14 protein-coding genes are annotated in these 12,819 nt (G+C 66.2%); 7 read left to right on the top strand and 7 right to left on the bottom strand.

Annotated elements, in window-relative coordinates:
- Window positions 1–18: 18 nt before the first annotated feature.
- From ipdE1 to fadA6, 4 genes are read left to right on the top strand one after another with little or no spacing between them, the layout of a single operon-like run.
- On the top strand, window positions 19–1,167 hold the full coding sequence (gene ipdE1 / locus G6N42_RS19100) for an acyl-CoA dehydrogenase IpdE1 (RefSeq protein ID WP_163731409.1): 1,149 nt from the start codon (window positions 19–21) through the stop codon (window positions 1,165–1,167).
- Window positions 1,167–1,955, top strand: a complete 789-nt coding sequence (ipdF, locus tag G6N42_RS19095; protein ID WP_163731406.1) for a (5R,7aS)-5-hydroxy-7a-methyl-1-oxo-2,3,5,6,7,7a-hexahydro-1H-indene-carboxyl-CoA reductase — start codon at window positions 1,167–1,169, stop codon at window positions 1,953–1,955. The genes ipdE1 and ipdF overlap by 1 nt, the downstream gene beginning before the upstream one ends.
- Window positions 1,952–2,557 (top strand): TetR family transcriptional regulator KstR2, encoded by a 606-nt coding sequence (kstR2, locus tag G6N42_RS19090; RefSeq protein ID WP_163731403.1) that lies wholly within the window; start codon window positions 1,952–1,954, stop codon window positions 2,555–2,557. Before ipdF ends, kstR2 begins: the two co-directional genes overlap by 4 nt.
- A complete protein-coding gene (gene fadA6, locus G6N42_RS19085; RefSeq protein ID WP_163731399.1) occupies window positions 2,557–3,717 on the top strand; it encodes a steroid 3-ketoacyl-CoA thiolase FadA6 in 1,161 nt (386 codons plus the stop codon). The genes kstR2 and fadA6 overlap by 1 nt, the downstream gene beginning before the upstream one ends.
- A gap of 3 nt (window positions 3,718–3,720) precedes the next feature.
- Here fadA6 and G6N42_RS19080 read toward each other — a convergent pair whose 3' ends face one another.
- From G6N42_RS19080 to echA20, 7 genes are all read right to left on the bottom strand, one after another.
- Window positions 3,721–4,836 carry an NDMA-dependent alcohol dehydrogenase gene (locus tag G6N42_RS19080; protein ID WP_163731396.1) on the bottom strand — a complete coding sequence of 372 codons (1,116 nt, stop codon included), beginning with the start codon at window positions 4,834–4,836 and terminating at the stop codon, window positions 3,721–3,723.
- Between the two features lie 56 nt (window positions 4,837–4,892).
- Entirely contained in the window at window positions 4,893–5,630 is a 738-nt protein-coding gene (locus G6N42_RS19075) for a hypothetical protein (RefSeq protein WP_163731392.1), read from the bottom strand.
- Window positions 5,627–6,280, bottom strand: coding sequence for a SatD family protein (locus tag G6N42_RS19070; protein ID WP_163731388.1), 654 nt, complete (start codon window positions 6,278–6,280; stop codon window positions 5,627–5,629). The genes G6N42_RS19075 and G6N42_RS19070 overlap by 4 nt, the downstream gene beginning before the upstream one ends.
- Window positions 6,281–6,556: 276 nt before the next feature.
- Window positions 6,557–7,618: a (3aS,4S,5R,7aS)-5-hydroxy-7a-methyl-1-oxo-octahydro-1H-indene-4-carboxyl-CoA dehydrogenase gene (gene ipdC, locus G6N42_RS19065; protein ID WP_163731386.1), complete on the bottom strand. Its 1,062-nt coding sequence runs from the start codon at window positions 7,616–7,618 to the stop codon at window positions 6,557–6,559.
- Complete coding sequence (gene ipdB, locus G6N42_RS19060; protein WP_163731384.1) at window positions 7,618–8,361, bottom strand: cholesterol ring-cleaving hydrolase subunit IpdB; 744 nt, start codon at window positions 8,359–8,361, stop codon at window positions 7,618–7,620. The genes ipdC and ipdB overlap by 1 nt, the downstream gene beginning before the upstream one ends.
- Window positions 8,361–9,236 (bottom strand): cholesterol ring-cleaving hydrolase subunit IpdA, encoded by an 876-nt coding sequence (gene ipdA, locus G6N42_RS19055; RefSeq protein ID WP_163731380.1) that lies wholly within the window; start codon window positions 9,234–9,236, stop codon window positions 8,361–8,363. The genes ipdB and ipdA overlap by 1 nt, the downstream gene beginning before the upstream one ends.
- The gene (echA20, locus tag G6N42_RS19050) at window positions 9,233–9,985 is read right to left on the bottom strand and encodes a (7aS)-7a-methyl-1,5-dioxo-2,3,5,6,7,7a-hexahydro-1H-indene-carboxyl-CoA hydrolase (protein ID WP_163731377.1); all 753 of its coding nucleotides are present in this window, start codon (window positions 9,983–9,985) and stop codon (window positions 9,233–9,235) included. The genes ipdA and echA20 overlap by 4 nt, the downstream gene beginning before the upstream one ends.
- A 64-nt stretch (window positions 9,986–10,049) precedes the next feature.
- Here echA20 and G6N42_RS19045 point away from each other — a divergent pair, with 64 nt between their 5' ends.
- Genes G6N42_RS19045 through G6N42_RS19035 form a run of 3 tightly spaced genes read left to right on the top strand, consistent with a single transcriptional unit; the run spans window position 10,050 to window position 12,819 of the window.
- Window positions 10,050–10,823, top strand: coding sequence for an SDR family oxidoreductase (locus tag G6N42_RS19045; protein WP_163731374.1), 774 nt, complete (start codon window positions 10,050–10,052; stop codon window positions 10,821–10,823).
- A gap of 33 nt (window positions 10,824–10,856) precedes the next feature.
- A complete protein-coding gene (locus tag G6N42_RS19040) occupies window positions 10,857–11,762 on the top strand; it encodes an SDR family oxidoreductase (RefSeq protein ID WP_163731371.1) in 906 nt (301 codons plus the stop codon).
- A gap of 25 nt (window positions 11,763–11,787) precedes the next feature.
- Window positions 11,788–12,819, top strand: a complete 1,032-nt coding sequence (locus tag G6N42_RS19035) for a TAXI family TRAP transporter solute-binding subunit (RefSeq protein WP_163731369.1) — start codon at window positions 11,788–11,790, stop codon at window positions 12,817–12,819.

Below are 12,819 nucleotides of genomic sequence, written 5' to 3'. Positions count from 1 at the left end.
GTAGGTTAGCCTACAGGGGTGATAGAGGTCCAGGAGTTCAGGGCCGAGGTCCGCGACTGGCTCGCCGAGAATCTCGCCGGCGAATTCGCCGCGATCAAGGGCCGCGGAGGGCCGGGTCGCGAGGATGAGGCGTTCGAGGAACGACGCGCGTGGAACCAGCATCTCGCGGCCGCCGGCTATACATGTCTCGGCTGGCCGGAGGAGCACGGCGGCCGCGGCCTGACCGTTGCGCACCGCGTCGCGTTCTACGAGGAGTACGCCCTCGCCAACGCGCCCGCGAAGGTGAACCACTTCGGTGAGGAACTGCTCGGGCCGACGGTGATCGCGTTCGGAACACCAGAGCAACAGCAGCGCTTCCTGCCCAAGATTCTCGACGTCACCGAACTGTGGTGTCAGGGCTACTCCGAACCCGGCGCGGGCAGCGATCTGGCGAACGTGTCGACGACCGCCGAGCTCGTCGGCGACGAGTGGGTGATCAACGGGCAGAAGGTGTGGACATCGCTGGCGCACTGGGCGCAGTGGTGCTTCGTCGTCGCCCGCACCGAGAAGGGTTCCAAGCGTCACGCCGGACTGTCCTTCCTTCTGGTGCCGTTGGATCAACCGGGTGTCGAGGTGCGGCCGATCGTGCAGTTGACGGGCGACTCGGAGTTCAACGAGGTGTTCTTCGACGACGCGCGCACCGCGGCCGACCTGGTGGTCGGGACGCCGGGCGATGGGTGGCGGGTCGCCATGGGGCTGTTGACGTTCGAGCGTGGTGTGTCGACGCTCGGCCAGCAGATCGAGTACGCCCGTGAGCTTTCCGGCGTCGCGGAGCTCGCCAAGCGCAACGGCGCAGCCGACGATCCGCTGATCCGCGAGCGGCTGACCCGGTCGTGGGCGGGTCTGCGCACCATGCGGTCCTATGCGCTGGCGACCATGGATGTCGAGCAGCCGGGTCAAGACAACGTCTCGAAACTGTTGTGGGCCAACTGGCATCGTGAGCTCGGCGAGATCGCGATGGAGGTGCTGGGCCGCGACGGCCTGACGCTGACCGACGGCGACTTCGACGAATGGCAGCGGCTGTATCTGTTCGCCAGGGCGGACACGATCTACGGCGGCTCCAACGAGATCCAGCGCAACATCATCGCCGAGCGGGTGCTCGGCCTACCCCGTGAGGTGAAGGGCTGATGAGCCTGGCCGAAGCACCGAAAGAGATTGAGGGCCACGGACTTTTGACCGGCAAGGTGGTCGTGGTGACCGCTGCCGCTGGCACAGGCATCGGCTCGTCGGTTGCACGACGCGCGCTGGCCGAGGGTGCCGACGTCGTGATCTCCGACCACCACGAGCGACGCCTCGGTGAAACTCGCGATCAGCTCCTCGAACTCGGCCTCGGTCGCGTCGAGAGCGTGGTGTGCGACGTGACCTCCACCGCGCAGGTCGACGCGCTGATCTCGTCGACGACCGCCCGGATGGGACGGCTCGACGTGCTGGTCAACAACGCAGGTCTGGGTGGCGAGACGCCCGTCGTCGACATGACCGACGAGGAGTGGGACCGCGTCCTCAACGTGACCCTGACGTCGGTGATGCGTGCGACGCGTGCCGCGCTGCGGTACTTCCGCGACGCCGACCACGGCGGGGTGATCGTCAACAACGCCAGTGTCCTCGGCTGGCGGGCACAACACTCCCAGTCGCACTATGCCGCCGCCAAGGCAGGCGTGATGGCGCTGACCCGTTGCAGCGCAATCGAAGCCGTCGAGCACGACGTTCGGATCAACGCGGTGTCACCGAGCATCGCCCGGCACAAGTTCTTGGAAAAGGTCAGCAGCTCTGACCTGCTGGACCGGCTCTCGGAGGGCGAGGCGTTCGGGCGAGCTGCCGAGCCATGGGAGATCGCCGCCACCATCGCGTTCCTGGCCAGCGACTACTCCAGTTACCTGACTGGAGAAGTGATTTCGGTGTCGAGCCAACGGGCATGAGTACCGAAGGTCCCGCTGGACAGACGCGGCGCGACGAGCTCCTCGAGCTCGCCGCGACGATGTTCGCCGAGCGTGGGCTACGGGCGACGACGGTGCGTGACATCGCCGACTCGGCGGGAATCCTGTCCGGCAGTCTCTACCACCACTTCTCGTCGAAGGAGGAGATGGTCGACGAGGTGCTGCGTGGTTTCCTGGACTGGCTGTTCGATCGGTACGAGCAGATCGTGGCAGAAGAACCCAATCCGCTGGAGCGGCTCAAGGGTCTGTTCATGGCATCGTTCGAGGCGATCGAGCACCGGCACGCGCAGGTCGTCATCTACCAGGACGAGGCCAAGCGGCTCGCGGGCCAGGAGCGGTTCTCCTATGTCGAGAAACGCAATCAAGAGCAGCGCAAGATGTGGCTGGACCTGCTCGACCAGGGCATCCAAGACGGGTACTTCCGGCCCGACATCGACGTCGACCTGGTCTACCGGTTCATCCGCGACACCACCTGGGTTTCGGTCCGCTGGTATCAGCCGGGCGGACCGCTCACGGCCGAAGAGGTCGGCCGACAGTACCTATCCATAGTTCTCGGTGGTATCACCAAAGAAGGAGTCGAGTAATGCCTGAGGCATATGTCATCGAAGCTGTCCGCACCGCTGTCGGCAAGCGCAACGGCGGTCTGTCCGGCGTGCATCCCGTCGATCTGGGCGCCGCCGGGTGGCGCGGACTGTTCGACCGCGTCGACGTCGACCCGGGCGCCGTCGATGACGTCATCGCCGGCTGCGTCGACGCCATCGGGCCGCAGGCAGGCAACATCGCCAGGCTGTCATGGCTGGCCGCCGGATACCCCGAAGAGGTGCCGGGCGTCACCGTCGACCGCCAATGCGGGTCGAGCCAGCAGGCCATTTCCTTTGGCGCACAGGCGATCATGTCAGGCACGGCCGACCTGATCGTGGCGGGTGGAATGCAGAACATGAGCCAGATCCCGATCTCGTCGGCCATGACCGTCGCCGAGCAGTTCGGGTTCACCTCGCCGACCAACGAATCCAAGAGCTGGCTGCACCGCTACGGCGACCAGGAGATCTCGCAGTTCCGCGGTTCGGAACTGATCGCCGAGAAGTGGGGTCTCTCGCGTGAGGAGATGGAGCAGTTCTCACTGACCAGCCATCAGCGCGCGCAGGAGGCGATCCGCGCCGGGCATTTCGAAAACGAGATCATCGGCGTCGATGTCGATGGGGCTGGCTTCGTCATCGACGAAGGACCACGCGACACGTCGCTGGAGAAGATGGCCGGCCTCAAGACTCTCGTCGAGGGCGGCCGGCTGACCGCCGCGATGGCCAGCCAGATCTCGGACGGTGCGAGCGCGGTGCTGCTCGCATCGGAGAACGCAGTGCAGGCTCATAATCTGAAGCCGCGCGCCCGCATCCACCACATCAGCGCCCGCGGTGCCGACCCGGTGTTCATGCTGACGGGGCCGATCCCCGCCACCCAGTACGCGTTGAAGAAGACCGGCCTGACGATGGACGACATCGACACCGTCGAGATCAACGAGGCATTCGCACCGGTCGTGATGGCGTGGATGAAGGAGCTCGACGTCGACCATGCGAAGGTCAACCCCAACGGCGGCGCGATCGCGCTCGGTCACCCGCTCGGTGCGACGGGCGCCAAGCTGTTCGCGACGATGCTGAACACGTTGGAGCGCACCGGCGGTCGTTACGGTTTGCAGACGATGTGCGAGGGTGGCGGCACCGCCAACGTCACGATCATCGAGCGCCTCTGACCGTCAATGGTCGTGGACGATCACACCGCGAATGTTGCGGCCGGCGAGCATGTCGTCGTAGGCATTGTTGATGTCGGCCAGCTTGTACTCGGTGGTGACGGTCTCGTCGAGCAGTAGCTTGCCGTCGCGGTAGAGGTTGAGCAGTCGCGGGATGTCCGCGCGCGGGTTCGCCTCGCCGTAGAGGCTGCCCAGCAGCCGCTTCTGGAACAGCGTCACCATCGCCATGGGCAGGGTCGGCGTGACGTCGGCCATCGATGCGATCGCCGTCATCACCACCGCACCCCCTTTGCGGACGATGTCCATCGCCTCGTTGATCATCGGGCCCTTGAGTAGGCCCATCGTCAGCAGCGCGGAATCGGCCATCACGCCGCGGGTCAGATCGGCGACCAACTCCATGGCTTCCGGCATGGATGTCACGAAATGGGTGGCGCCGAACTCGAACGCCTTGTCCCGCTTGGATTCCACGATGTCGACGACGACGATGTGCTCGGCCCCCGCCAGTCGTGCACCCTGGATCGCACCGCTGCCGATACCCCCGCATCCGATGACCACGACGGTGTCACCTGGGGTCACGTCGGCGGTGTTCACGGCTGACCCCCAGCCCGTCATCACCCCGCAGCCCAGCAGGCACGCGCGCGACAGCGGCAGGTCGTCGTCGACCTTGACCAACGAGGCTTCCGACACCGTGCTCAGTTCGGAAAAGCTGCCGACACCCACCATGACGCCGACGTCCTTACCCTGCGCCCTGCGCCGGTAGGTGCCGTCCGCCTGCAGGCCCAACAGAATGACCGCGCCCATGTCGCACAGGTTCTGATGTCCGCTGGCACACCAGCGGCAGCGGCCACACGCCGGCAGGAAGGACGCCACCACGTGGTCGCCCGGCTTGAGGTCCTTCACGCCGGGACCGACTTCCTGAACGATGCCGGCACCCTCGTGCCCGCCGATCGTCGGAAGCGTCACGCCGGCGAGATCGCCGGTCTGGACATGATGGTCGGAATGGCACAACCCGGTGGCCTCGAACGAAACGAGGACCTCGCCCTCCTTCGGTCCGTCGAGGTCGATCTCCTCGACGCTCCACGGCTTGTTGAGTTCCCACAGAACGGCGGCGTTCGTCTTCATGCGCGAAAGTTTAGGGACACCGGGGCCGGTTCGGGCTGGATCGAAAGGCTTACTGTTTACTGTGCGAGAACCAGCCCGCCCAGGGCGACGATCCAGCTGGCGAAGCTGCCGACCAAGAAGTACTCCGTGACGTCATCGATCCCGATGTGCCCGTTCTCACGGGCCTTCTGCGCATTGATCTCCGGGAACCGGATGATGCTCTTGGCCGCGACCACCGCGGTGGCGGCCGCGAGCTGACCGGCCAGTCCGAGCCCGAGGATGAGCAGCCGTTCCATCGGGCCGAGAAGACGACCGCCCTTGAGTCGATCCGATGCCTGCGGCTGGCCGGCGGGCTTCACCGCGCCGACCGAGGCGAGGACCAGCCGCACCAACTGGTTACCGGTCACGATTTGCAGCAGCACCACCGCGACGACCATGAGTATCCGGTCGGTTTCCAGGTCGGCGATTCCTGGCAGGTCGACCCACGCCGACCACCGTTGCACTAACCCGCCTGCTTCAGACCCCAAGCCCGACAACAGAATCAGCAGACCGACCGCTGCGGCGAACACGACCAGCGGAGCCAGTTGGCTGTCGCCGGTTCGCTCGGAGCGCGCACACAGGACGACCCACGCGACGCTCGCCGCGATGGCGATCTCCAGCAGCACGATGTCGCGGGGGTGCCACAGCCCGGCAAGCGCCGCGGACCCGATGACCACAGCCACCGCGACGGCGGGCGCCACCCAGGACCGGTCGGTCGACCGCCGCGTCACGTCGGCGATGCCCATCGCGATCAGCATCACCGCCAGTGCGCTCACGGGACACCACGCAGGTATTGCGATGCGACGACGATCAGGTCGAGGCCGTCGCGCCCGGTGCGCTGGGACACCGCCGATGCGCTGATGCCCTCGGCGGCGGCGATGTCCTTCTTCGTCTGGTTGGTCAACAGGCCCTTCACTATCCGTATCGATCGGTCGTCCAGCGATCCAAGCAGATGGTCCCGACAAAGCAGGGCGGCGTTGATGGCGTCGGCGTCGGTGCGGTCAACGCCGTTGACCCGGAACGACGTGCGAACCAAGGCCAGCCCGGGTTGCCGTTGCGCGGCGGCCGTCCACTCGATCGCCTCACGCGCGGCCCACCAACCCGGACCGTCCTGGATACCGCGCTCGGGATCGAGCACCGACACCGTGCCCCAGCCGATGCCGAACCGGACATCGATGTGCGGCGCGACGGCGAGGCGGATGGACAGTGCGGCGTCGATCGCCGCGCCGACGGTGGGATAACTGCCCTGGAATTCGTCGCCGACGGTGAAGGCCGGTGAGTCGATCGCGCCCGCACCGACGTCACGCAGAGCATCGTTCACCGCGCCGTGGACCGCCGGGCGATCGGCGACGAGGCGTGATCCGACGACGTCGCCGATCAGCGCGGCCCGCAGGCCTGATGAAGCCCTGGACTTAACATCGGCCATATAAAGATAATAGCTTCATTGGTTGGAAATGAAGCTCACAACTTCATAAAGTCGGCGCTGCGCCCGAAGGTCGCCGCGCAGCAGGCGTCGGTCACCGCCACATCACCGACCAAACAGCTTGTCCTGCAGGCACCGCGCGCCGCCGACGGGCCGATGTCTTCCGCGGAGGTCTCCTCGGCGATCGGGGTCTCGCGGCCGCCGGTGAGGTCAAGACACGGTTGCGATACGGCACCACGGGTCGTCCCGAGCAGGAGTTCGTCGCCGCTCCGGATGGGGCTACTCGACGAAGGACGCCGCCGCCTGCAGGTGTTTGACCGCATCGGCCACGATTGATTCGACCAGTTCGGCGCACGACGGCAGGTCACTCAGGATGCCTGCCACCTGGCCCGAAGCCAGCACACCGGCATCGGTGTTGCCTTCGACCAGACCGGCCTTCAACAGCATCGGCGTGTTGGCCGCCATGACGACCTGCGACCAGGTCAACTCCTTGCCGTGCCGCATCTCCAGGCCGTCGCTGATCATCGAACGCCACGTCATGCCGGACATCTTCTTGAACTTCTGCGCGTTTCGGATTGCCGCGGAGAAACCGCGGAGCTTGGAGCCGCTCTCGAGCTTCTCCACGAGTCCGGTGCGCAGCACGCGGTGCGGCATACCGTCGACGCGCGTCGATACGACGGTGCCGTCCAGCCCGGACTCGAGGTAGCGCTGTTTGACCGCGTCGGGGACCGTCGAATCCGACGTCAGGAGGAACCTCGTGCCCATCGCGACGCCGGCCGCGCCGTAGGACAGCGCCGCGGCGAGTCCGCGGCCGTCGAAGAATCCGCCCGCTGCGACGACGGGAATGTCGACCGCATCCAGCACCGACGGCAGTAGCAGTGTGGTGGCGATCGGACCGGTGTGGCCGCCACCCTCGCCGCCCTGGACGATGACCGCGTCGGCACCCCAGCCGGCCACCTTCTTGGCGTGCTTGGCCAGACCGACCGACGGGATCACCACGACCCCGGCGTCTTTGAGCTTCGCGATCAGGTCGGGTTTGGGTGCCAGCGCGAACGACGCCACCCTGACGCCTTCGCGGATCAGCAGGTCGATGCGCTCATTCGCGTCACCGGCGTCGGCCCTGATATTGATGCCGAACGGTTTGTCGGTCGTGGCCTTCACTTTTGTGACGGCGGTCGCCAGCTCCTCGAGCGTCATGGTCGCCGATGCCAGGATGCCGAGCCCACCGGCATTGGAGGTCGCCGCAACCAGCCGCGCACCCGCCACCCAGCCCATGCCGGTCTGCACCACCGGATGCTCGATGCCGACCAGCTCGGTCAGCGGAGTGCGCAGCTTGACCATTATCGTATTTCCTTGTCCCGTAGCGACTTCGGATCGATGACCTCGCGGATCAGCCGCTGCTCCTCTTCGGTGGGCAGCCGCGTCGTATCGGCCTCCTCGAGGCCGTGCAACTCGAAAGAGGTGTTCTCGGCGACCTGCTCGGCCTCGACGCCGGGGTGCAGCGACACCGCGCGCATCTGGTGGTCGGGTCCGTTGAAGTCGAATACTCCGAGGTTGGAGACCACCCGGAACACGTTGACGAATCGGTAGGCGGGATTGTCGGGATCGACTTTGTCCCAGCCGATTCCGGATACCACGTCGACCGATTCGCCGAACACCCGCTTGGAGTGGTTACCCACCCAGTAGCTCGTCGCGTGGTTGATGGTGTTCCCGGGCGCGCCGCGCACGCCGAACATCTGGCGGGTCGGATGCTGCAACGGGCCGAACGCCGACAGGTTCTGATTGCCGTAGCGGTCAACCTGATTGGCACCCATGACGACATGGCGCCTACCCCAGGCCAGCGTCTCGAAGACACGGCCGAACGGCATCCAGCCCTCGATCGCCCCGGCCGCACCGAGCGCCGGGGTATCGGCCAACAGCCGGGCCTCTCCGTCGGTCAGCAGGATGTCTGGGGAGAAGGTCAGGCGCGCCAGCCTGGCCCCGATCGACACCATGTTCGCCATCGGGCTGACCATGATCTCGCCTGCGTCGCGGAACAATTCGGCGCACGCGACGGCGCACACCTCGGCACGGGTCACTGACATCACTGGCTATCTCCAAACTTCCGCACGGCGGCCTGATAGTCGGCCTCACTGCCGGATAGGTACGTCGTGACGAAGTCTTGCCACGTGTCGTCGGAACCCGCCGCCTCGGCGTAATGCCGCTGGAACTTCTCGTCGCGGCGGTAGTCTGGCTCGGCCGTGGTGAAGTGCGCACCGTTGGGTGCCTCGACAACGGCGTCGACCATCATCCGATTGATCAGCAGGGCCTGCGGCGGCACCGCCTTGATCAATTCCTCCGTCGACACCACCCGTTCGACGGACAGCAGCCGCTTCTGCGCGGCCATCAGGAACAGGTCGTCGAAATACGGGTCGATGCCGGTGTATGCGGCATTGCCCTGGGCGTCACCGAGATTCATGTGGACGAATGCGGCGTCGAGGTTCAACGCAGGCATGGCGATCAGTTCCTCGAAGCCGTCTCCCGTGGGGTAGGGCGACTTCACGGTCTTCAGCTCGTCGCCCCAGAACGCGCGGACGTCGCTGCCCAGCCCGGCACGGATCGGCAGGAACGGCAGGCGCTGTGCGGCGGCCTGCAGACCGCAGCGCACCATGCCCTCGTCCATTTCGCGGGCCTCGATGGTGCCGCTGGTGCGGGCCTTGGCGAACCACGGGTCGTAGAACGGCGGTGAGTCCAAGGACACGAAGCCGTAGTAGACGCGCTTGACCTTGCCTGCCGAGCACAGCAGGCCGAGGTCCGGACCGCCGTAGGTGACGACCGTCAGATCTTTCACGTCGGTGCGCAGCAGCGCGCGCACGAACGCCATCGGCTTGCGCCGCGACCCCCAGCCGCCGATGCCGATGGTCATACCGCTCTCGATGGACGAGACAGCCTCGTCCAAAGTTGTTCTCTTGTCGCTCATTTGCCCTTCTTCGTCCCCGCGAACGCATCGCGGTGCTCGTCGGCCACGCCTGCGAGGTTGAGCTCGAACGTGAAGCCCTGCTCCATGCGGTAACTCGAGTTCACCCTCTGCACATCGATGAGGTTCAGCGCTTCCTTGGCCGCGCGGATGACGCGGGTGTCCTTGACGGCGATGTCGCGCGCCACCCGCAGTGCGGCCTCGTCGAGCTCGTCGCGCGGCACGACCTCGTGCACCGAACCAAAATGGTGCAGGGTCGCGGCGTCGACGGTAGCCGCGGTGAAGAACAGTCGGCGCATCATGTGCTGGGGCACCAGTCGCGACAGGTGCGTCGCCGCACCCAGGGCACCGCGCTCGACCTCGGGCAGGCCGAAGGTCGCGTCGTCGGACGCGACGATGACGTCTGCGTTGCCGACGAGTCCGATCCCGCCGCCGACACAGAAGCCGTTGACCGCGGCGACCACGGGCACCTCACACTCGTACACCGCGCGGAAGGCGTGAAAGCAGCCGCGGTTGGCGTCGATGAGCGCGGTGAAGCCCTCGGTGTTCTGCATCTCCTTGATGTCCACACCCGCGTTGAAGCCGCGCCCCTCGGCGCGCAGGATCACGACGTGGGTGCTGTGGTCGCGGCCGGCGGCGGTGATCGCGTCGCCGAGTTCGAACCAGCCGCGCGATGGGATCGCGTTGACCTTCGGATAGTCCACGGTGACCGAGACGATGCCCGGCTCGACCGTCTTGGTGGTGATCGTCATGCGGATACCTCGGTTACTCTGGGGGTCTCTACCTAAGCAAGCACTTGCTTGGTACGCTAGCACAGTGACCGACCGCCCAGAGATAGTCCTCGGACTCAACGACAGGGTCGTCCTGGTGACCGGAGGGGTTCGCGGCGTCGGCGCGGGCATCAGCTCTGTGTTCGCCGGCCAAGGTGCGACCGTGGTGACGTGCGCCCGCAGGCCGGTAGAGGGATCGCCGTACGAATTCCACAGCTGCGACGTCCGCGACGACGAGTCGGTGGCGGCGTTGATCAAGACGATTGCCGATACGCACGGGCGCCTGGACGTCGTCGTCAACAATGCGGGCGGATCGCCCTATGTGCTGGCCGCCGAGTCGTCGGCGAAGTTCAACACGAAGATCGTCGAGCTCAACCTGCTCGGACCCCTTTCGGTTTCGATCCACGCGAACGCAGTGATGCAGGAGCAGGCCCAGGGCGGTTCGATCATCAACATCGCCAGCGTCAGTGGGCGCAGGCCGACACCTGGCACCGCGCCGTACGGCGCGGCCAAGGCGGGCATGGAGAGCATCACCGCCACGCTGGCCGTCGAATGGGCGCCGAAGGTACGGGTGAACTCGGTGGTCGTCGGGATGGTGGAGACCGAGCAATCCGAATTGTTCTACGGCGACGCCGATTCCATCGCGGCCATCTCCAAGAACGTTCCGCTGGGACGGCTGGCCAAGCCGGACGACGTGGGTTGGGCCGCCGCGTTCTTGGCCTCCGACGCGGCGTCCTACATCAGCGGCGCCTCCATCGAGGTGCACGGCGGCGGCGAGCCTCCGCACTACCTGGCAACCACCTCTGCGGACATCAAGTAAAACATTCTTCAAACAACCGAGGAGACAAGAGATATGGGACTGCTCGACGGCCGCGTGGTCATCGTGACGGGTGCAGGCGGCGGCATTGGGCGCGCACATGCGCTGGCGTTCGCCGCCGAGGGTGCGCGAGTGGTGGTCAATGACATCGGTGTGGGGCTGGACGGCTCGCCGGCGGGCGGCGGTAGCGCGGCACAGGGCGTGGTCGACGAAATCACCGCTGCCGGAGGCGAAGCCGTGACCAGCGGGGCCAACGTCGCGGACTGGGCGCAGGCCGAGGGCTTGATCCAGACTGCCGTCGATTCGTTCGGCGGGCTCGACGTACTGGTGAACAACGCCGGCATCGTGCGCGACCGGATGTTCGCCAACACCAGCGAGGAAGAGTTCGACGCCGTCACCGCCGTGCACCTCAAGGGACACTTCGCGACCATGCGGCATGCGGGCGCCTACTGGCGCGCCCAGTCCAAGGCCGGCAACGCCGTCGACGCGCGCATCATCAACACGAGCTCCGGCGCCGGCCTGCAAGGCAGTGTGGGACAGGCCAATTACAGTGCGGCCAAGGCCGGGATCGCGGCGTTGACGCTCGTCGCGTCCGCGGAGATGGGCCGCTACGGGGTCACGGTCAACGCCATCGCGCCGTCGGCGAGGACCCGGATGACCGAGACGGTGTTCGCGGAGATGATGTCCACCCAGGACAAGGACTTCGACGCGATGGCGCCGGAAAACGTTTCGCCGCTGGTGGTTTGGCTCGGCAGCGTCGAGTCCAAGGACGTCACCGGCAAGATGTTCGAGGTCGAGGGCGGCATCATTCGCGTCGCCGAGGGCTGGGCCCATGGCCCGCAAATCGACAAGGGCGCGCGCTGGGATCCGGCGGAGCTCGGTCCTGTCGTCGGTAAACTGCTGGCCGAGGCGCGCCCGCCCGTGCCGGTGTACGGGGCCTGATCGCCGCCGATTGCGCCGAAACGCCATGCGGAGGCGCGCCGGCTTCCATGATGGAGCGGTGAGACGGTATGGAGTTCTCTGCGCAATCCTGTTGGTGGTGGCCGGTTGTGGCGGTCAGCGTGGCGGCGACAACGAGGCGGCGGCGACGGAGCCGACGTCGTGTGAAGTCACGTCCGACGCCAGGCTGAGCATCGCGACGGGCAACACCACCGGGGTGTACTACGCCCTCGGTGGCGCCTACGCCGAAGCCATCAATCAGCAGACCGATGGCAAGTTGAAGGCCACCGCCGCCGAGACGTCGGCCTCGCTGCAGAACATCCAGCAACTCGTGGCGGGCACCCACCAGGTGGCGTTCTCGCTGGCCGACACCGCGGCCGATGCGGTCAACGGCATGGCGGCGTTCGACGACGATCAGCCCATCGCCGCGCTCAGCAGGTTGTATCCCAACTACACCCAGGTGATCGTCCGCAGCGATGCGGGCATCAACTCGATCCTCGACATGCGCGGCAAGCGGGTGTCCACCGGTTCGCCGAACTCGGGCACCGAGGTCATCGCCAACCGCATGCTGGAGGCCGCCGGGCTCGACCCGAAAAACGATGTGCAGGCCCAGCGGACCGAACTCGGCAAGACGGTCGAAGGGATGAAGGACGGCTCGATCGACGCGATGTTCTGGTCGGGCGGGCTGCCGACCGGTGGCATCACCGACCTGTTCGTCAGCCAGCGCGACAACGTCAAGTTCATCGACGTGACCGACACCCTGCCGAAGTTGCAGAACATCAACCCGATCTATGAAGAGGGCGCCATCCCGGCGAGCACCTATCAGACGCCGACGGATGTGGCGACGGTCGTGGTGCCCAATCTGCTTCTGGTCAAAAACGATATGGACGGCAACACCGCCTGCGTGCTGACCAAGGCGTTGTTCGACCACAGGCCCGAACTGGTCAAGGTCAACAAGGCGGCCGAGGGGATCTCGCTCGACACCGCGCGCGAAACCATGCCCGTGCCGTTGCATCCCGGCGCCAAGCGCGCCCTTGACGACCTCGGCGCGGCGAACTGA

The organism is Mycobacterium gallinarum (assembly GCF_010726765.1).
GTDB lineage: Bacteria > Actinomycetota > Actinomycetes > Mycobacteriales > Mycobacteriaceae > Mycobacterium > Mycobacterium gallinarum.
Note: the sequence above shows the minus strand (reverse complement) of the source record. Positions and strands in the feature narration are given on the sequence as shown.